This is a genomic window from Azospirillum doebereinerae (assembly GCF_003989665.1).
GTDB classification, from domain to species: domain Bacteria; phylum Pseudomonadota; class Alphaproteobacteria; order Azospirillales; family Azospirillaceae; genus Azospirillum; species Azospirillum doebereinerae.
Window position 1 is genome coordinate 22,480 of record NZ_RZIJ01000029.1, and the last position, 19,144, is coordinate 41,623.

15 protein-coding genes are annotated in these 19,144 nt (G+C 68.3%); 13 read left to right on the forward strand and 2 right to left on the reverse strand.

From position 1 onward, the window contains the following. Nucleotides 1-8 precede the first annotated feature (8 nt). From EJ913_RS26370 to EJ913_RS26425, 12 genes are all read left to right on the forward strand, one after another. Nucleotides 9-896, forward strand: a complete 888-nt coding sequence (locus EJ913_RS26370) for a branched-chain amino acid ABC transporter permease (RefSeq protein ID WP_127003562.1) — start codon at nucleotides 9-11, stop codon at nucleotides 894-896. Between the two features lie 7 nt (nucleotides 897-903). Continuing rightward, entirely contained in the window at nucleotides 904-1,977 is a 1,074-nt protein-coding gene (locus EJ913_RS26375) for a branched-chain amino acid ABC transporter permease (protein ID WP_127003564.1), read from the forward strand. A 69-nt stretch (nucleotides 1,978-2,046) separates the two neighbouring features. After that, nucleotides 2,047-3,342 carry an ABC transporter substrate-binding protein gene (locus EJ913_RS26380; protein ID WP_127003566.1) on the forward strand — a complete coding sequence of 432 codons (1,296 nt, stop codon included), beginning with the start codon at nucleotides 2,047-2,049 and terminating at the stop codon, nucleotides 3,340-3,342. 91 nt (nucleotides 3,343-3,433) lie between these two features. Beyond that, nucleotides 3,434-4,276 (forward strand): ABC transporter ATP-binding protein, encoded by an 843-nt coding sequence (locus EJ913_RS26385; RefSeq protein WP_127003568.1) that lies wholly within the window; start codon nucleotides 3,434-3,436, stop codon nucleotides 4,274-4,276. Between the two features lie 156 nt (nucleotides 4,277-4,432). Next, nucleotides 4,433-5,662, forward strand: a complete 1,230-nt coding sequence (locus EJ913_RS26390) for a phenylacetate--CoA ligase family protein (RefSeq protein WP_127003570.1) — start codon at nucleotides 4,433-4,435, stop codon at nucleotides 5,660-5,662. A gap of 178 nt (nucleotides 5,663-5,840) precedes the next feature. After that, nucleotides 5,841-7,013 (forward strand): isovaleryl-CoA dehydrogenase, encoded by a 1,173-nt coding sequence (locus tag EJ913_RS26395; RefSeq protein ID WP_127003572.1) that lies wholly within the window; start codon nucleotides 5,841-5,843, stop codon nucleotides 7,011-7,013. A 170-nt stretch (nucleotides 7,014-7,183) separates the two neighbouring features. Beyond that, nucleotides 7,184-8,371, forward strand: a complete 1,188-nt coding sequence (locus EJ913_RS26400) for an acetyl-CoA C-acyltransferase (protein ID WP_127003573.1) — start codon at nucleotides 7,184-7,186, stop codon at nucleotides 8,369-8,371. A gap of 158 nt (nucleotides 8,372-8,529) precedes the next feature. Beyond that, a complete protein-coding gene (locus EJ913_RS26405) occupies nucleotides 8,530-9,663 on the forward strand; it encodes an acyl-CoA dehydrogenase family protein (protein WP_127003575.1) in 1,134 nt (377 codons plus the stop codon). A gap of 51 nt (nucleotides 9,664-9,714) precedes the next feature. Then, on the forward strand, nucleotides 9,715-11,322 hold the full coding sequence (locus EJ913_RS26410) for a carboxyl transferase domain-containing protein (RefSeq protein ID WP_127003577.1): 1,608 nt from the start codon (nucleotides 9,715-9,717) through the stop codon (nucleotides 11,320-11,322). 10 nt (nucleotides 11,323-11,332) lie between these two features. Further along, on the forward strand, nucleotides 11,333-12,115 hold the full coding sequence (locus tag EJ913_RS26415; protein WP_127003579.1) for an enoyl-CoA hydratase/isomerase family protein: 783 nt from the start codon (nucleotides 11,333-11,335) through the stop codon (nucleotides 12,113-12,115). Nucleotides 12,116-12,122: 7 nt separating this feature from the next. Further along, complete coding sequence (locus EJ913_RS26420; protein ID WP_127003581.1) at nucleotides 12,123-14,126, forward strand: acetyl-CoA carboxylase biotin carboxylase subunit; 2,004 nt, start codon at nucleotides 12,123-12,125, stop codon at nucleotides 14,124-14,126. Between the two features lie 3 nt (nucleotides 14,127-14,129). Next, a complete protein-coding gene (locus EJ913_RS26425; protein WP_127003583.1) occupies nucleotides 14,130-15,029 on the forward strand; it encodes a hydroxymethylglutaryl-CoA lyase in 900 nt (299 codons plus the stop codon). Nucleotides 15,030-15,113: 84 nt separating this feature from the next. Here EJ913_RS26425 and EJ913_RS26430 read toward each other — a convergent pair whose 3' ends face one another. After that, nucleotides 15,114-16,391 (reverse strand): MFS transporter, encoded by a 1,278-nt coding sequence (locus EJ913_RS26430; protein ID WP_127003585.1) that lies wholly within the window; start codon nucleotides 16,389-16,391, stop codon nucleotides 15,114-15,116. A gap of 54 nt (nucleotides 16,392-16,445) precedes the next feature. Beyond that, complete coding sequence (locus EJ913_RS26435) at nucleotides 16,446-17,726, reverse strand: MFS transporter (RefSeq protein ID WP_185909943.1); 1,281 nt, start codon at nucleotides 17,724-17,726, stop codon at nucleotides 16,446-16,448. 795 nt (nucleotides 17,727-18,521) lie between these two features. Here EJ913_RS26435 and EJ913_RS26440 point away from each other — a divergent pair. Further along, nucleotides 18,522-19,133: a RodZ family helix-turn-helix domain-containing protein gene (locus EJ913_RS26440; RefSeq protein ID WP_127003589.1), complete on the forward strand. Its 612-nt coding sequence runs from the start codon at nucleotides 18,522-18,524 to the stop codon at nucleotides 19,131-19,133. Nucleotides 19,134-19,144 lie beyond the last annotated feature (11 nt).

The window sequence follows — 19,144 nt, forward strand, 5'->3', positions numbered from 1 at the left end:
ACACTTTCATGACCCTTTTCTTCCAGCTTCTCGTCAACGGCCTGATCGTCGGCGCGCTGTACGGCGTGGTCGCCATGTCGTTCGTGCTGATCTACAAGGCCAGCCGCATCGTCAACTTCGCCCAGGGCGAGTTCCTGCTGATCGGCGCCTGGACCTGCTGGTGGCTGCTGACCTCCTGGCAGCTTCCCTTCTGGCTGGGCTTCCCGATCACGCTCGTCTTCATGCTGATCTTCGGCGTCGTGCTCCAGGTCGTCGTGCTGCGGCCGATGATCGGCGAGCCGATCATCTCGGTCATCATGGTGACCATCGGCCTGTCCATCGTCTTCCAGGCGGCGATGAAGTGGATGTTCGGCGTCTTCGCCAAGCCCTTCCCGCCGATCTTCGCCCACGCCACCATGGACGTCTTCGGGCTCCAGGTGCAGACGGTCTACGTCGTCTCGCTCGGCATCTCGATCCTGATCATGGCCGGCTTCGGCTGGTTCTTCAAATACTCGCGGCTGGGTTTGGCGATGCGGGCGACCGCCTTCGACCAGCAGGTGGCGCAGTCGCTCGGCATCTCGGTGCGCCAGATGTTCGCGATGAGCTGGGCCATCTCCGCCATGGTCTCGGCGGTGGCGGGCGTCACGGTCGGCGTCGTCAACGGCGTGTCCTCGGCGCTGTCCTTCTTCGGCATCAAGGTCTTCCCGGCGGTGATCCTCGGCGGGCTCGACAGCGTCATCGGCGCGGTCGTCGGCGGCCTGATCGTCGGCGTGCTGGAGAACGTGGCGCACTACCTGGACAGCCAGTGGCTGAACTGGGGCAACATGTACGAGATCGCCCCCTTCTACGTCCTGATCGCCATCCTGATGGTCAAGCCGTACGGCCTGTTCGGCACCAAAGACATCGAGCGCGTGTGAGGCCAAAATGGCGAACGTCAGCATCATCCCGAGCGGCGATTTCAAGACGTCCTACGGGACCGACACCACCATCTTCCCGACCACCACCAGCCGCAACTTCGCGATCCTCGGCGTGGTTCTGCTGCTGGCCTGCCCGGCCTTCATGGACCGCTACTGGCTCAGCCTGCTGATCCAGATCGGCTATCTCGGCATCGCGGCGCTGGGGCTGAACATCCTGGTCGGCTTCACCGGCCAGATCTCCATCGGCCATTCCGCCTTCTTCGGCTTCGGCGCCTTCGCGTCGGCCTGGCTCAACAACCGCTGGGGCGTCCCGGTGGCGCTGGCCATCCCGCTGGCCGGCGTGCTGACCACCGGCGTCGGGCTGATCTTCGGCGTGCCGGCGGCGCGGCTGAAGGGGCTGTACCTCGCCATCGCGACGCTGGCTGCGCAGTACATCCTGCAGGACTTCTTCGGGCGGGCCGACTGGTTCACCGGCGGCAGCGCCGGCACCATCGCCGAGCCGCTGACCGTCTTCGGCTTCGCCTTCGACACCGACGAGCGCTATTTCTATGTCGTGCTGGTGGCGATGGTGGTGATGTACATCCTCGGCACCAACCTGATGCGGACCCGCGACGGCCGCGCATTGGTGGCGGTGCGCGACCATTATCTCTCCGCCGAGATCATGGGCATCAACCTCACCAAGTACCGGACGATGTCCTTCGGCATCTCGGCCTTCTACGCCGGCATCGGTGGCGCGCTCTACGCCCACTATTTGCAGTTCGTCTCGGTCGAGAACTTCACCATCCTGTTCTCGATCCAGTTCCTGGGCATGATCATCATCGGCGGGCTGGGCTCGATCATGGGCACGCTGATGGGCACCGCCTTCATGGTGTTCCTGCCCGAGCTGATGCAGGCGCTCACCAAGATGGTCAGCGGCACCGCCATCGACACCGCGCTGAACCTCCGCGAGAACATCGCCTTCCTGCGCGAGATGTCGGTCGGCATCGTCATCATCCTGTTCCTGGTGTTCGAGCCCGACGGGCTGGCCCACCGCTGGAAGCAGATCAAGGCCTACTGGAAGCTCTACCCCTTCTCGCACTGATCCCGGTTTCGCAGACCCCGTTTCCGTCGGCATCCCAACAAACAGAATAGAATAGGGAGTAAACGCAGCATGACGTTCCAAACCGGCTCGCTGAAGACCGCGCTGTTCGCCTCCGCCGCCATCCTGCTGGGCACCGCCGCCACCGCGCAGGCCGACATTCCGATCGGCCACCTCGCCGACCAGTCCGGCGGCACCTCGGACGTCGGCGTTCCCTACGCGCAGGGCGTCTCCGACGCGCTCGCCTACATCAATTCCAAGGGCGGCATCAACGGCACCAAGATGGCCGTGGACTCCGTCGACTATGGCTATCAGGCGCCGCGCGCCATCAGCCAGTACAAGAAGTGGTCGTCGGGCAGCGACAAGATCGTCGCCCTCCAGGGCTGGGGCACCGCCGACACCGAGGCGCTGACCGCCTTCGTCGGCAAGGACGAGATCCCGGCCTATTCCGGCTCCTACTCCGGCCACCTCACCGACCCGACCGGCAAGGGCCCGCACGGCTCCAAGCCGGCCCCCTACAACTTCTTCTACGGCCCGTCCTATTCCGACGCGCTGCGCGGCATGCTGACCTGGGCGGCCGAGGACTGGAAGAAGAAGGGCGGGGCGGGCAAGCCGAAATACGTTCACATGGGCGCCAACCATCCCTTCCCGAACGCGCCCAAGGAAGCCGGCGAGCAGATCGCCAAGGAGCTAGGCTTCGACGTGCTGCCGGCGGTCCAGTTCGCGCTGACGCCCGGTGACTACACCGCCCAGTGCCTGACGCTGAAGGAGGCCGGCGCCAACTACGCCTATCTCGGCAACACCGCCGGCTCGGGCATCTCGGTGCTGAAGGCCTGCCAGACGGTCGGCGCCAAGGTGCAGTTCATGGGCAACGTCTGGGGCATGGACGAGAACGCCGCCAAGGCCGCCGGCGCCGCCGCCGACGGTGTCGTGTTCCCGATGCGCACCGCCGTGACCTGGACCGGCGACGCGCCCGGCATGGCGCTGATGAAGGAGATCTCCAAGGTCTCCGACGCGGCCGGCACCGCCTACCGCCCGGTGCACTACATGGCCGGCGTCTGCACCGCCTATTACATGAAGGAGGCGTTGGACTGGGCCGGCAAGAACGGCGGCCTGACCGGCCCGAACATCCGCAAGGCGATGTACCAGAAGAAGGACTGGGTTCCGGCCGGGCTGGAAGGCGTCTGCATCCCCTCGACCTGGACCGAAAACGACCACCGCGGCATGACGGCGGTCAACATCTACCGCGCCTCGGTCAAGGCCGACACCGGCGCCAGCGTCGACGAGTTGGTGAAGAACGGCTCGATCAAGCTGGAGAAGGTCGCCACCGAGGACGTGCCGCGCAAGCCGGAATGGCTCGGCTGGTAAGCCGCTCCACCGAGACGCCCCCTTCGCCCATCCGGGCGGAGGGGGCGGTTCCCGCCTCTTCCACTGCCGGTTTTTCACTGCCAGGTGCCGCATGCTGAACACCGCCACCGCCGCCCCGGTCGCGCCGCCGGTCACGACCGCCAAGAAGCTGATGCTGTCGGTCAACAACATCGAGGTCGTCTACAACGACGTGATCCTCGTGCTTCGCGGCCTCAGCCTGGAGGTGCCGGAGGGCGAGATCGTGGCCCTGCTGGGCGCCAACGGCGCCGGCAAGTCGACGACGCTGAAGGCGATCTCCGGCCTGCTGAAGACCGAGGACGGCGAGGTCACGCGCGGCGACATCACCTTTGCCGGCGAGCGCATCAACGGCATCGACCCCGACAAGATCGTCCGCAAGGGCATCTTCCAGGTGATGGAGGGCCGGCGCATCATCTCCGACATGACCTGCCAGGAAAACCTGCGCCTGGGCGCCTTCACCCGCCGCGACAACGGCGTGAAGGACGATCTGGAGATGGTCTACCAGTATTTCCCCCGCCTGAAGGAACGCACGGGCCTTGCCGGCTACCTGTCGGGCGGCGAGCAGCAGATGCTCGCCATCGGCCGCGCGATGATGGCGCGGCCCAAGCTGATCCTGATGGACGAGCCGAGCATGGGCCTGTCGCCGCTGATGGTGAAGGAGGTGTTCGGCATCATCCAGCAGATCAACCGGGATCTCGGCGTGACCATCCTGCTGGTGGAGCAGAACGCCCGCATGGCGCTCCAGGCCGCGACGCGCGGTTACATCATGGAGAACGGCAAGGTCGTGCTCGACGGCACCGCCGAGGAACTGCGCAACAACGAGGACGTGAAGGAATTCTACCTCGGCGGCGGCAACGAGGAGCGCAAGAGCTTCAAGAACCTCAAGAGCTTCAAGCGGCGCAAGCGCTGGATTTGAGGCGGGGCGCGCCGCCCCCTCCCTAACCCTCCCCCGCCTTCGGCGGGAGAGGGGACTGCCGCCGGATTTTTGCAAAGCTCCTGTCCCCCTCTCCCGCGAAGCGGGGGAGGGTCGGGGAGGGGGCAGCGCGGGCGACCCCTTAACGGACGAACGACCATGACCGACTTCTACGACGCGCTCGAAACCCGTTCCTCCGACCAGCGCGAGACCGAGCTGTTCGCGGCGTTGCCGGGCCACATCGCGCACGCCAAGGCCGCCGCCCCGCATTTCCGCCATCTGTTCGCGGACATTGACGCCGAGGCGATCCGCGACCGCGCGGCGCTAGCGACCCTGCCGGTGACCCGCAAATCGGAACTGATCGCCCTGCAACAGGCAGCCCCGCCCTTCGGCGGCTTGGCGGCGGTGGAGATCGGCCGTCTGGCCCGCGTCTTCGCCTCGCCCGGCCCGATCCACGACCCGGAGCCGCACGGCAAGGATCCCTGGCGCAGCGCCCGCGCGCTGTTCGCCGCCGGCTTCCGCGCCGGCGATCTGGCGCACAACTGCTTCGCCTACCACCTGACCCCCGCCGGCTCGATGTTCGAGACGGGCGCCCACGCCATCGGCTGCGCCGTCATCCCCGCCGGCACCGGCAACACCGAGACGCAGGCCCAGGTCGTCGCCCATCTGAAGCCGCGCGGCTACATCGGCACCCCCGATTTCCTCAAGATCATCCTGGAGAAGGGCGACGCGCTGGGGCTGGACACTTCCTCGATCCGCATCGCCAGCGTGTCGGGCGGCCCCTACCTGCCCGACGCCCGCGCCTTTTACGAGGCGCGCGGGGTGGACGTCTACCAGTGCTACGGCACCGCCGATCTCGGCATCGTCGCCTACGAGACCCAGGCCCGCGCCGGTCTGGTGGTGGACGAGAACGCCATCATCGAGATCGTCCGCCCCGGCACCGGCGACCCGGTTCCCGAGGGCGAGGTCGGCGAGGTCGTCGTCACCATCTTCAACCCGGCCTACCCGCTGATCCGCTTCGCCACCGGCGACCTTTCGGCGGTGCTGCCGGGGACCAGCCCCTGCGGCCGCACCAACAGGCGGCTGAAAGGCTGGATGGGCCGCGCCGACCAGACCACCAAGGTCAAGGGCATGTTCGTCCACCCCGGCCAGATCGCCGAGGTGCTGCGCCGCCACCCGCAGATCGCCAAGGCGCGCCTTGTGGTCGGCCGCCAGGACGCCAGCGACGTGATGACCCTGCGTTGCGAGGCGTTGGAGAGCGGCGAGGCCCTGTCCGCCGCGTTGCGCGACAGCCTGTCCACCGTGACCAAGCTGAAGGGGCTGGTCGAGTTCGTCCCCCCCGGCGGGCTTCCGAACGACGGAAAAGTAATCGACGACACAAGGGTTTAATGAATCACAACGGCGTTTGAACGGCGTCCGCCGCGTTCGACCGCCCGTGATTCGGCAGGGGCCGGGAATTGGGGTCAGGAATGCGGCGGACGCAAACCCGCCGCCCCTTGCCACAGCCGCCCCCATACGGTAACGTATGGTCAAGCAACGGATAATCGCCCAGGGGAGTGATACGCGCATGCTGTCCAATCAATACCCGAGCCTGAACTTCGACCTCGGCGAATCCGCCGACATGCTGCGCGATTCGGTCCGCAACTTCGCCGCCGCCGAGATCGCCCCGCTGGCCGAGGAGGTCGACCGCTCCAACGAGTTCCCCAACCACCTCTGGCGCAAGATGGGCGACCTCGGCATCCTCGGCGTGACGGTGGAGGAGGAGTACGGCGGCGCCGCCATGGGCTACCTTGAGCACGTCGTCGCGATGGAGGAGGTCTCCCGCGCGTCCGCCTCGGTGGGGCTCAGCTACGGCGCGCACTCGAACCTCTGCGTGAACCAGATCCGCAAGAACGGCACCGAGGAGCAGAAGCGCCGCTACCTGCCCAAGCTGATCTCCGGCGAGCACATCGGCGCCCTGGCGATGTCGGAGCCCAACGCCGGCTCGGACGTGGTGTCGATGAAGCTGCGCGCCGAGAAGAAGGGTGACCGCTACGTCCTCAACGGCACCAAGATGTGGATCACCAACGGCCCCGACGCCGACACGCTGGTGATCTACGCCAAGACCGACATCGCCGCCGGGCCGCGCGGCATCACCGCCTTCCTGGTGGAGAAGGGCTTCAAGGGCTTCTCGGTGGCGCAGAAGCTCGACAAGCTCGGCATGCGCGGCTCCAACACCGGCGAGCTGGTGTTCGAGGACTGCGAGGTCCCGGAGGAGAACGTGCTGGGCGGCGTCGGCCGTGGCGTCAACGTGTTGATGTCCGGTCTGGACTACGAGCGCGCGGTGCTGTCGGGCGGGCCGCTGGGCATCATGCAGGCTTGCATGGACATCGTGATTCCCTATCTGCACGACCGCAAGCAGTTCGGCCAGCCGATCGGCGAGTTCCAGTTGATGCAGGGCAAGCTGGCCGACATGTACACGATCATGAACGCCGCCAAATCCTACGTGTACACCGTCGCCAAGGCCTGCGACCGGGGCGAGACCACCCGCAAGGACGCCGCCGCCGCCATCCTCTTCTCCGCCGAGAAGGCGACCTGGATGGCTTTGGAGGCGATCCAGACGCTGGGCGGCAACGGCTACATCAACGAATACCCGACGGGCCGCCTGCTGCGCGACGCCAAGCTCTACGAGATCGGCGCCGGCACCAGCGAGATCCGCCGCATGCTGATCGGGCGCGAGCTGTTCAAGGAAACCGCGTGATCTGAGACCGTCCCTTCGCTTTTCATTTCCCTCTCCCTCCCGGGGAGAGGGTTAAGGTGAGGGGGAAGCACAGCGACCGGCGTCCGGCAGACGAAACCCCCTCACCCAACCCTCTCCCCGGGGGGGAGAGGGCCAAGACAAGAGCATCGAGGGAAGAGGAACCGACCACCATGAGCACCGACAGCATCGTCATCGCCGCCGCCGCCCGCACGCCGATGGGCGGCTTCCAGGGCGACCTGCAAGGGCTGACCGGCCCGCAGCTCGGATCGGCCGCCATCAAGGCGGCGCTAGAGCGCTCGGGCCTGCCGGCGGACGCGGTGGACGAGGTGTTCATGGGCTGCGTGCTGTCGGCCGGCGTCGGCCAAGCTCCGGCGCGCCAAGCCTCGCTCGGCGCCGGCATCCCCAAGGCGGCGGGCTGCACGACCATTTCCAAGGTCTGCGGCTCGGGCATGCGGGCGGTGATGTTCGCCCATGACGTCATCAAGGCCGGCTCGGCCAAGGTGATCGTCGCCGGCGGCATGGAGAGCATGTCGAACGCCCCCTATCTGCTGGACCGCGCGCGCGTCGGCTACCGCATGGGGCACGGCAAGGTGCTCGACCACATGTTCTTCGACGGGCTGGAGGACGCCTACGAGAAGGGCCGCCTGATGGGCACCTTCGCCGAGGAATGCGCGTCGAGCTACAGCTTCTCGCGCGAGGCGCAGGACGCCTTCGCCATCGAGAGCCTGAACCGCGCCCGCAAGGCGACGGAGAACGGCTCCTTCGCCGGCGAGATCGCCGCCGTGATGGTCAAGGGCCGCAAGGGCGACACGGTGATCGACAAGGACGAGCAGCCGCTGAAGGCCGACCCGGCCAAGATCCCGACGCTCAAGCCCGCCTTCGCCAAGGACGGCACGGTGACGGCGGCCAACGCCTCCTCAATCTCGGACGGCGGCGCCGCGCTGATCGTGACGACGCGCAGCGAGGCCGAACGGCGCGGCCTGCGGGTGATCGCCGAGATCAAGGGCCACGCCAACCACGCCCAGGCCCCGGCGCTGTTCACCACCGCCCCGGTCGGCGCGATGCGCACCCTGTTCGAGAAGACCGGCTGGAGCGCCGGCAGCGTCGATCTTTTCGAGATCAACGAAGCCTTTGCCGTGGTCACCATGGCGGCGATGCGCGACCTCGACATCCCCCACGACAAGGTCAACGTCCACGGCGGCGCCTGCGCGCTGGGCCACCCGATCGGTGCCTCGGGCGCCCGCATCATCGTGACGCTGCTGGCGGCGCTGGAGAAATACGACCTCAAGCGCGGCGTGGCATCCTTGTGCATCGGCGGCGGCGAGGCCACGGCCCTCGCGGTCGAGCGGGTGGGCTGAAACGGCGCGCTTGCCCCCTCCCTAACCCTCCCCCGCCTCTGGCGGTGGAGGGGACTGCCGCCGCCTCTGCACAAGGCCCCCTCTCCCGCGCAGCGGGGGAGGGTCGGGGAGGGGGCAAAGACGGCTCCCCAAAAAGAACGTCACGGGAAGGAACCCCCATGCACCTGACCGAAGAACAGACCATGGTCCGCGACATGGCCCGCGCCTTCGCGCAGGACCGTCTCGCGCCCACCGCCGCCGAGCGCGACCGCACCGGCGCCTTTCCCAAGGCGGAACTGGCGGAGATGGGCGGCCTCGGCCTGATGGGCATGCTGGTGCCGGAAGCCTTCGACGGCGCCGCCGCCGACCACGTCGCCTACGCGCTCGCCATTGAGGAGATCGCGGCCGGCGACGGCGCCGTCTCCACCATCATGAGCGTGCACAACTCGGTCGGCTGCATGCCCATCCTGAAGTTCGGCGACGCCGAGCAGAAGGAACGTTTCCTGAAACCGATGGCGCGCGGCGAACAGCTCGGCGCCTTCTGCCTGACCGAGCCACAGGCGGGATCCGACGCCTCGGCGATCAAGACGCGCGCCCGCCGCGACGGCAACCACTGGGTTCTCAACGGCACCAAACAGTTCATAACCTCGGGCGCCAACGCCGACGTCGCCATCGTCTTCGCCGTCACCGACCCCGAGGCCGGCAAGAAGGGCCTGACCGCCTTCATCGTGCCGACCGACACCGCCGGCTACACGGTGGCGCGCACCGAGGAGAAGCTCGGCCAGCACTGCTCCGACACCTGCCAGATCGTCTTCGAGGATTGCCGGATCTCCAGCGACCTGATGCTGGGCGCCGAGGGCGGCGGCTACAAGGTGGCGCTGGCCAATCTGGAGGGCGGGCGCATCGGCATCGCCTCGCAGTCGGTCGGCATGGCGCGCGCGGCGCTCGACCACGCGGTGCGCTACGCCCAGGAGCGCCAGAGCATGGGCGTGCCGATCATCCAGCACCAAGCGGTCGCCTTCCGGCTGGCCGACATGGCGACCCGCGTCGAGGCCGCCCGCCAGCTCGTGCTGCACGCGGCCTCCCTGCGCGACGCCGGGGTGCCCTGCATGAAGGAGGCGGCGATGGCCAAGCTGTTCGCCTCGGAGATGGCCGAGAAGGTCTGCTCCGACGCCATCCAGGTCCATGGCGGCTACGGCTACCTGAACGATTTCCCGGTGGAGCGCATCTACCGCGACGTCCGCGTCTGCCAGATCTACGAGGGCACCAGCGACATCCAGCGGCTGGTCATCAGCCGCGCGCTGGTCCAGTGAGCATCACCCAACAAACGCGTCAAAACACCGCAAAACGGGGAGGGTGACGGCATGACCGTCCTGAAGAGCGCCATCAACGCGCGCTCCGCCGAGTTCCAGACCAACGCCGACGCCATGGCGGCGCTCGTCGCCGACCTGCGCCAGAAGGTGGCCGCGATCCAGCAGGGCGGCGGCGCGAAGGCCCGCGACAAGCACCTCGCGCGCGGCAAGCTGCTGCCGCGCGAGCGCGTCCGGCAACTGCTCGACCCCGGCTCCCCCTTCCTGGAGCTGTCGCAGATGGCGGCGCACGAGGTCTACGACGACAACGTGCCGGCCGCCGGCATCATCACCGGCATCGGCAGCGTCGCCGGCCAGGAATGCATGATCGTCGTCAACGACGCGACGGTGAAGGGCGGCACCTACTACCCGCTGACGGTCAAGAAGCACCTGCGCGCGCAGGAGATCGCCCAGCAGAACAACCTGCCCTGCATCTATCTGGTCGACAGCGGCGGCGCCAACCTGCCCAACCAGGACGAGGTCTTCCCCGACCGCGAGCATTTCGGCCGGATCTTCTTCAACCAAGCCAACATGTCCGCCGAGGGCATCCCGCAGATCGCGGTGGTGATGGGAAGCTGCACGGCCGGCGGCGCCTATGTCCCGGCGATGTCGGACGAGGCGATCATCGTCCGCAACCAGGGCACCATCTTCCTCGGCGGCCCGCCGCTGGTGAAGGCGGCGACCGGCGAGGTCGTGTCGGCCGAGGATCTGGGCGGCGCCGACGTGCATTCCCGCACCTCCGGCGTCACCGACCATTACGCGATGAACGACCCCCACGCCCTGGCGATGGCGCGCAAGGTGGTGTCGAACCTGAACCGCACCAAGCGCATCGACCTCGATCTCCGCGAGCCGGAGGAGCCGGCCTTCGACCCCCGCGAACTCTACGGCGTCATCCCCAGCGACGCCCGCAAGCCCTTCGACGTGCGCGAGGTCATCGCGCGGGTGGTGGACGGCTCGCGCTTCGACGAGTTCAAGCCGCTCTACGGCACGACGCTGGTGACCGGCTTCGCCCACATCCACGGCTACCCGGTCGGCATCATCGCCAACAACGGCATCCTGTTCAGCGAATCCGCGCTGAAGGGCGCGCATTTCATCGAGCTGTGCTGCCAGCGCCGCATCCCGCTGGTCTTCCTCCAGAACATCACCGGCTTCATGGTCGGCCGCAAATACGAGGCCGGCGGCATCGCCAAGGACGGCGCCAAACTGGTCACGGCGGTCGCCTGCGCCAAGGTGCCGAAGTTCACCGTCGTCATCGGCGGCAGCTACGGCGCCGGCAACTACGGCATGTGCGGCCGGGCCTACAGCCCGCGCTTCCTGTGGATGTGGCCGAACGCCCGCATCTCGGTGATGGGCGGCGAGCAGGCGGCCGGCGTGCTGGCCCAGGTCAAGCGCGACGCGCTGGAATCCCAGGGCAAGAGCTGGCCGGCGGAGGAGGAGGAGGCGTTCAAGGCGCCGATCCGCCAGCAGTACGAGCACCAGGGCCACCCCTACTACGCGAGCGCCCGGCTGTGGGACGACGGCATCATCGACCCGGCGGACACCCGCATGGTGCTGGGCCTCGGCCTGTCGGCCTCCCTCAACGCGCCCGTGCCGAAGACTCCCTTCGGCGTGTTCCGGATGTGAGGGGACGGCCATGAGCGAGATCCTGATCGAAACCGCCGCCAACGGCGTCGCCACCGTCACCATGAACCGGGGCGAGGTTCACAACGCCTTCAACGAACAGGTCATCGCCGACCTGACCGCCGCGTTTGGCAAGGTTGGCGCCGACCCGGCCGTCCGTGTCGTGCTGTTGCGCGGCGTTGGGAAGAGTTTCTCCGCCGGGGCCGACCTCGGCTGGATGAAGAAGATGGCCGGCTACTCCCACGAAGAGAACCTGACCGACGCGATGGGCCTTGCCGGCATGCTGCGCGCGCTCGACGAATGCCCCAAGCCCACGGTGGCGGTGGTGCAGGGGCCGGCCTTCGGCGGCGGCGTCGGGCTGGTCTCGGCCTGCGACATCGCCATCGGCGTCGAGACCGCGACCTTCGCGCTGTCCGAGGTGCGGCTGGGCATCATCCCCGCCGCCATCAGCCCCTACGTGATCGGCGCCATCGGCGAGCGCGCCTGCCGCCGCTACTTCCTGACCGGCGAGCGCTTCTCCGCCGCCGAGGCGCACCGCATCGGCCTGCTGCACGAGGTCGTGGGTGCGGATGGGCTGGAGGCGGCGGTCGCGGCGACGGTGAAGAACCTGCTCGACAGCGCCCCGACCGCCGTGTCCGCCGCCAAGGAACTGGTCCGTGCCGTCGCCCGCCGTCCCCTGACCGACGCCGTGGTCCGCGACACCGCCGAGCGCATCGCCCGCCAGCGCGCGAGCGCCGAGGGCAAGGAGGGCATCGGCGCCTTCCTCGACAAACGCAACCCGTCCTGGCGGAGCTGAGATCACCATGTTCGACAAGATCCTCATCGCCAACCGCGGCGAAATCGCCTCCCGGGTCATCCGCACCGCCCGCCGCCTGGGCATCAGGACCGTCGCCGTCCATTCCGAGGCCGACACCAAGGCCATGCACGTCCAGATGGCCGACGAGGCCGTCTGCATCGGCCCGGCCCCGGTCGGCGAGAGCTACCTGCGCGGCGACGTCATCCTCGACGTCGCCAAGCGCACCGGCGCGCAAGGCATCCACCCCGGCTACGGCTTCCTGTCGGAGAACGCCGGCTTCGCGGCGGCCTGCGCCGAGGCGGGCGTCGTCTTCATCGGCCCGCCCATCGAGGCGATCCGCGTCATGGGCTCCAAGGCCGAATCCAAGCGGCTGATGGCCAACGCCGACGTGCCGCTGGTCCCCGGCTACCACGGGCAGGCGCAGGACTTCGCGACGCTGTCGGCCGAGGCGGAACGCATCGGCTTCCCGGTGCTGGTCAAGGCCTCGGCCGGCGGCGGCGGCAAGGGCATGCGCGTGGTGCGCGAGGCCGGCGAGCTGGCCGACGCGGTGGCCGGCGCCCAGCGCGAGGCCAAGGCCGCCTTCGGCGACGACAGCCTGCTGCTGGAGAAGTATCTCGCCCGCCCGCGCCACGTCGAGATCCAGGTCTTCTGCGACACCCACGGCAACGGCGTCTACCTGTTCGAGCGCGACTGCTCGGTCCAGCGCCGCCACCAGAAGGTGATCGAGGAGGCCCCGGCCCCCAACCTGCCCGACGATCTCCGCCGCCGCATGGGCGAGGCCGCCGTCGCCGCCGCCAAGGCGGTGAACTACGTCGGCGCCGGCACGGTGGAGTTCCTCTACGAGGACGGCGGCTTCTACTTCATCGAGATGAACACCCGCCTCCAGGTCGAGCATCCGGTGACCGAGAAGATCACCGGCCTCGATCTGGTCGAGTGGCAGCTCCGCGTCGCCTCCGGCGCCGAACTGCCGCTGCGCCAGGAGCAGTTGACGAGGCGCGGCCACGCCTTCGAGGCGCGGCTCTACGCCGAGGATCCCCAGCGCGACTTCCTGCCGGCCATCGGCACGCTGGTCCGCCTGCGCCCGCCCGCCGAGAACGACCACGTCCGGGTGGACACCGGCGTGCGCGAGGGCGATGCGGTGACCATGTTCTACGACCCGATGATCGCCAAGCTGATCGTCTGGGACGAGGACCGCGAGTCGGCGCTGCGCCGCCTGCGCGTCGCGCTGGCGGCCTACGAGGTGGTCGGCGTCACCACCAACATCGGCTTCCTCGGCGCCATCGCCGGGCACCCGGCCTTCCGCGCGGTGGAGATCGACACCGGCTTCATCGAGCGCCACCGCGCCGACCTGCTGCCGCCCCCGGCCCCGGTCGCCGACGAGGCGCTGGCCGCCGCCGCCCTGTCGGTGCTGCTGCGCCGCCGGAAGGAAACGCGGGAGTCGTTGCGCGCCCGTCCCGACCCGCATTCGCCCTGGCTGTTCGCCAACGGCTGGCGGCTGAACGAGGAGAGCCATTACGACCTGTCCCTGATGGACGGCGAGACCGCCCGCGCGGTGACCCTGCATTTCCGCCCCGATGGGTACGAGGTCGTGGTGGACGGCGGCGCCCCGATCCGGGCGACCGGCGTGTCCTTCGAGGACGGCGTGCTGACCGCCGGCATCGGCGGAGCGCGGGTGCGGGCGACGGTGGTGCAGCAGGGGCTCGACCTGACCGTGCTGATCGGCGGCGCCGTGTCGCGGCTGAAGCTGGACGACCCCAGCGCCCGCGCGGCGGAGCAGGAGGGCGGCTCCGGCCGTCTGACCGCGCCGATGCCGGGCACCGTGGTGCGCGTGCTGGTCGAGGCCGGGCAGGTGGTCGAGGCCGGCGCGCCTTTGATGTTGCTGGAGGCCATGAAGATGGAGCACACCATCAAGGCCCCGGCGGCCGGGACCGTCTCCGCCGTGAACTTCGCGGCGGGCGACCAAGTGTCCGAGGGCGTCGACCTGCTGGTTCTCGACATCGCGGAGGCCTGACCGATGATCCTGCCCAAATTCGTCCGCATGGTGGAGGTCGGTCCGCGCGACGGCCTCCAGAACGAGAAGACCATCGTCCCGACCGCCGTGAAGATCGCGCTGGTCGAGAAGCTGGCCGACGCGGGGCTGGGCGTCGTCGAGGCGGCCAGCTTCGTCTCCCCCAAATGGGTGCCGCAGATGGGCGACAGCGCCGATGTCCTGGCGGGCATCGCGCGCAAGCCCGGCGTGCGCTACGCCGCGCTGACCCCGAACCTGAAGGGGCTGGAGGGCGCCCTGGCCGCCAAGGCCGACGAGGTGGCGGTCTTCGGCGCCGCCTCCGAGAGCTTCAGCCAGAAGAACATCAACTGCTCCATCGCCGAGAGCCTGGACCGTTTCGCCCCCGTGATGGAGCGGGCCAAGGCGGCCGGCGTGCCGGTGCGCGGCTATGTCTCCTGCGTGCTCGGCTGCCCTTACGAGGGCGAGATCGCGCCCTCGGCGGTGGCCGACGTCGCGGCGCGCCTCTACGCCATGGGCTGTTACGAGATCTCGCTCGGCGACACCATCGGCACCGGCACGCCGACCAAGACGCAGACGATGATCGCGGCGGTCGCCCAGCACGTCCCGATGGACAAGATCGCCGTCCATCTCCACGACACCTACGGGCAGGCGTTGGCCAACATCCTGGCGGCGTTGCAGATGGGTGTGGCGGTGGTGGACAGCTCGGTGGCGGGGTTGGGCGGCTGCCCCTACGCCAAGGGGGCGTCGGGCAACGTGGCGAGCGAGGACGTGCTCTACATGCTGAACGGCCTCGGCATCGAGACCGGGGTCGATCTGGACCGGCTGGTCGCGGCGGGGGCGTTCATCAGCGACGCCATCGGCCGGCCGACGGCGTCGAAGGTGGCCCGCGCTCGTGGTTGTGCGTGAGGGCTGCCGTCGTGAGGGCGAAGGGCCGCACCCCCAAGGATGCGGCCCTTCGTGTCTCGAAAGACGGGCGCTTTTCCCGAACGTTCAGACCGCGAACGCCAACGTCCGGCGATGAAAGAAATAACCCGCCAGGGCCGCGACCGCCGCGGCGCACAGCACCAGCAGAAACAGCAGGCCGTCGTAGCCGAACGGCTGGATCACCAACGCACCAAGATAGGGGAACAGGTAGCGCGCCAGCAGATAGGACATGCTGACCGTAACCAGAACCTGCGACCTCATCGCGTCCGGCGCCTGGGCCGTCGCCTGGGCCTGGATCATCGGCACGATCAGGCCATAGCTGAGGCCGAACAGGATCGCCGAGGCGGCGTAGAAGGCGACCGACAGCGCGGCGCCGTACAGCAGCAGCATCGCGGCCAGCATGACGCCGCCGAGCGCCGGGACGGTCCGCTCGGGTGGAAAGCGGGAGACCAGAGTCCCGAGCGAGAAACGCGCCAGGATGATCGACGCGGTGAAGAAGACGAAGAAAACCTTGTGATCGATCCGGTTCGCCTGGGCGAAGCTGATCTGGAAGTTCGTCATGCTGGTGTAGATGCAGCCGCACAGCATCATCATCCCGAAGAAATAGACGCAGGGCAGGGCAAACACGCGGAAGATGGCGTTGCGATTGCCGTCGACGGACACCTCCCGGCTGACCGTCGCGTAGGATTCGTTCCCGCGCGCCACGAGCCACGACAGCAGGAAACCGGCGAAGCTCGTCAGGCAGGCCAGACCGTACAGCGCGCCGAAGGTCAGATTCAGATGCGCCATCGCGATGCTGCTGAAAATCGGCGCCAGGCCGATGCCCAGCGTGTTGAAGGCGCCGTAGAAGGCGAAGAATCGCGGCCTTTCCCGCGCTTCGACCATGGATGAGATGCAGATCGGGCCGATGGGCAGAAACAGGCCCCAACCCGCTCCTTGCAGAAGGGAGGCCGCGTACAGCAGCGCGTCCACATCCGCGTACCGGTGAGCCGCCACCGCGTAGAGGCCGCTTCCCAGGCAGAAGACCAGGCTGCCCGCCGGGGCCATGCGGCGCAACCCGAATCGCCGCAACAGCCAGTGCAGGGCGACTACGCAGGTGAGGGCGCCGACCGCGCCGACCGCGAAGATCTGCCCGAAGACGATCTCCGTCCGACCCTGCTGCTGGAGATGGATCGGCAGGGTCAGGAAAAGGCCGACGGAAAAGGTGATCAGGAAATTTTCGGCATACAAAAGTTTTTTTGCCAATTCGGTGTGCACGGAACTATCCATTTTGCGTGTTCGATCGAACGGACCGCCCGGACCGGTGGCGAAACCAGCAAGATTTTTCCGTTCAGGTTGAAGCACCGCACAGGCGCCGCCGAATAAGTGGCAAGCTGCAAAATGCCGAGCTTCGCGTTCTCAGCGCGAGGTGCCGGAGCGGCGCTCCGCGATCATCCCCATCACCTGCCACGCCACGCACACCGCCTGGATCCCAACCACCCCCAGCATCGCCAAACGATGGCCCTCCACCGCGTAGCCCGTCGCCGTCGGAAAGAACCCGAGCAGCCCGCCGATGGCCGGTTGCAGGGTGAAGGCGACGACGAACATCAGCAGGTTGACCGCCGTGTTGACCCGCCCGGCCAGCTCCGCCGAAAAGCGCTGGGTCAGCACGGAATAACCCATCACCGAGGCGCTGGCGAAATAGGCGTAGAGCGCCCAGCCCGCCAGCGGCGACAGCCCCAGATCCAGCGCCATCGCCCCCTGCACGGCGACGGCGGCGGCCACCCCGACCGTCTGAACCGCCAGCGGCGTCAGCCCGATCCGCCGCGCCGCGTCGGCGATCAGCCCGAAGGAGGCGTAGCCCGCCACCATCGCCACCGCCGCGTGTTGCAGATGCGTCGCCACGCCGATCCGGTCCATCGCCTCGACGTCGCGCAGCCATGGTCCCGCCCACAGGCTGATGTAGGCGAGGAACGCGCCCTGGACCGAGGCGCAGGTCGGCGCCAGCCGCCAGAAGACCGGGCTGCGCAGCACCGCCACCGTGCCGCGCAGCATCTCGCCCAGGGTGGCGCGCCCGCTGCCCTCCAGCCGCCGTTCCGGAACGGCGACGAACAGCAGCGCCGCCACCGCGACGGTGGCCGCCGCGATGCCGAGGAACAGTCCGCGCCAGTCGGTGATCTCCAGCAGCGCCCGCACCGGCGTGGTGGCGAAGACGGCGCCCAGCCCGCCGCAGGCCATGAACAGCCCGTTGACCAGCGGCAGCCGCTCGCGCGGCCACCACATCACGTTGGCGGTCAGCGCCGCCATCAGGCAGGCCGATACCCCCAGCCCGATCAGCGCGCGTCCCACGGCCAGCGCCGCCAAATCCCCGCCCAGCGCGAACAGCGCCGCCCCGGCCGCCGCGACCAGCAGCAACGCGGCTTCCACCCGGCGCGGCCCGTAGCGGTCGAGCAGCAGCCCGAGTGGCGGCTGGAACAGCCCGAAGGCGATGAAATAGGCGCTGGTCAGGAAGCCCAGCCCGGCCGCCGTGACGCCCAGCGCCGCCGTCAGCTCGTCGGCGATCACCGCGTTGACCGTGCGGTACAGGTAGGACAGGAAATAGGCCAGCGCGAAGGGCAGGAAGACGGTCAGGACGCGGCGGGCGACGCCGGGAACGGCGCTGCCCCGCGCGGTCGGGCTGGCGGCGGTCGTCTCGGTCACCGGCTTTGCTCCACGCGGCGTTTTCCGCCGCTGTTTCGTTGCGAGCGCGCGGACGGGTCCGCGCGGCATCTCAGGGCATCTCCCAGGGGGGCAGCTAACCGCAGCCGGGTTGCCCCGTCCAGCAAAACGTCTCCCAAATTGTTCGTGATGCGAACTTGACGCAGGCGGCGAAGCGGCGCAGGCTTCGTCCTGTGAAGAATGGTGCCCGACACGCATTGTTCGCACAGCGCCGACCGCCCTGACGGGCCGGCCGGATTGAAGGCTGGAGTTCAAGCGGCAACGACCCAATGGCCGCCTCCGCGCGGACCATGAACACAGACACGTTGCCCGTCCGGCTGACCGGCGGCGGAACCATCATCGCGTGGTTCCGCCGCCGATTGTTTTTGGGCCTTGGTCTTCCGCCGGTCCCACCCGCTCTCCCAACCCATCCCGCAACGCCTCACTCGCTTGTGATGCGTATGCCGTAAGTCGAACACACGCGTGACGGAGGGGCCGCGCGCCGCCTCGCTGCGTCGGTTGACCGGATTGGAGTTCTTTGATCCTCAGATGGTTAACAATTACCAATATCGATTGGGAATAAAACGAAAATCGAAGAAATACTGATCGGCTTTTGCAAAATGGGGGTAGGGGCTGTGGCTTTAACGGGCCATTAACCAGGTTGGTCTCAATTTAGGCCCATCAGACGCGGCCAGTTCACTCGATCACATGACGTAGATTTGACGTTGTTATCGCAGGGGACGCACCGCATGGCAATGGATCCCGGCGATCCGCTCCGTTTCCGAAAGGTCCGCCCCCATGACCGTGACGCGCGCCCTCCGCAAGGTGGCCGATGCCGGCGCCGACACGATCGGCCAGGCCCGTCACGCGGGCCTTCTGCTGGCGGTCCTGCTGCTGGCCGGCTGCCCCGGCACCACCGGCGCCCCCGGCGCCGGCTACCCGGACCCGTCCGCCATGGCGAACCGGGTGGCGGTGCCGCCGGTGCCACGCGTCAAGCCGGCCCCGCCGCCGGTCGCGCCGCTGGCGACCACCACGACCTCGGCCTCGGCTGTCGCGGCTCTGCCCGACCCGCTGGCTACCGAATTTCCGGCCGCTCAACCCACCGTTCAGACGGCCTCCACCCAACCTTCCACCCCCAACGCCGACCCCGACGCCCTCGTCGGGCTGGACGAAGTCCAGACACTTCACCTCCTGGGGTCCCCTGTTGCGCGGGAAGAGGCGCCGCCGGCCAAGGTCTGGCGGTACGCCAAGGGCGATTGCACGCTCAAGGTCTTCTTTTTCATGGATATGACCTCCTCCCAGGACTTCCGAGCCCTCTCCTACGACATGAAGAGTAGCCCCAATGTCCCTGATGCAGACCATCGATGCTTCGCCCAACTCCTCGCTCAAGCCGGCGCTCCCGGAAATTAAGGGGGGGATGT

Excerpts from the sequence above, each read along its gene's own strand:
- EJ913_RS26370 (WP_127003562.1), top strand. The coding sequence starts at position 9 with ATGACCCTTTTCTTCCAGCTTCTCGTCAACGGCCTGATCGTCGGCGCG.
- EJ913_RS26375 (WP_127003564.1), top strand. The coding sequence starts at position 904 with ATGGCGAACGTCAGCATCATCCCGAGCGGCGATTTCAAGACGTCCTAC.
- EJ913_RS26380 (WP_127003566.1), top strand. The coding sequence starts at position 2,047 with ATGACGTTCCAAACCGGCTCGCTGAAGACCGCGCTGTTCGCCTCCGCC.
- EJ913_RS26385 (WP_127003568.1), top strand. The coding sequence starts at position 3,434 with ATGCTGAACACCGCCACCGCCGCCCCGGTCGCGCCGCCGGTCACGACC.
- EJ913_RS26390 (WP_127003570.1), top strand. The coding sequence starts at position 4,433 with ATGACCGACTTCTACGACGCGCTCGAAACCCGTTCCTCCGACCAGCGC.
- EJ913_RS26395 (WP_127003572.1), top strand. The coding sequence starts at position 5,841 with ATGCTGTCCAATCAATACCCGAGCCTGAACTTCGACCTCGGCGAATCC.
- EJ913_RS26400 (WP_127003573.1), top strand. The coding sequence starts at position 7,184 with ATGAGCACCGACAGCATCGTCATCGCCGCCGCCGCCCGCACGCCGATG.
- EJ913_RS26405 (WP_127003575.1), top strand. The coding sequence starts at position 8,530 with ATGCACCTGACCGAAGAACAGACCATGGTCCGCGACATGGCCCGCGCC.
- EJ913_RS26410 (WP_127003577.1), top strand. The coding sequence starts at position 9,715 with ATGACCGTCCTGAAGAGCGCCATCAACGCGCGCTCCGCCGAGTTCCAG.
- EJ913_RS26415 (WP_127003579.1), top strand. The coding sequence starts at position 11,333 with ATGAGCGAGATCCTGATCGAAACCGCCGCCAACGGCGTCGCCACCGTC.
- EJ913_RS26420 (WP_127003581.1), top strand. The coding sequence starts at position 12,123 with ATGTTCGACAAGATCCTCATCGCCAACCGCGGCGAAATCGCCTCCCGG.
- EJ913_RS26425 (WP_127003583.1), top strand. The coding sequence starts at position 14,130 with ATGATCCTGCCCAAATTCGTCCGCATGGTGGAGGTCGGTCCGCGCGAC.
- EJ913_RS26440 (WP_127003589.1), top strand. The coding sequence starts at position 18,522 with ATGACCGTGACGCGCGCCCTCCGCAAGGTGGCCGATGCCGGCGCCGAC.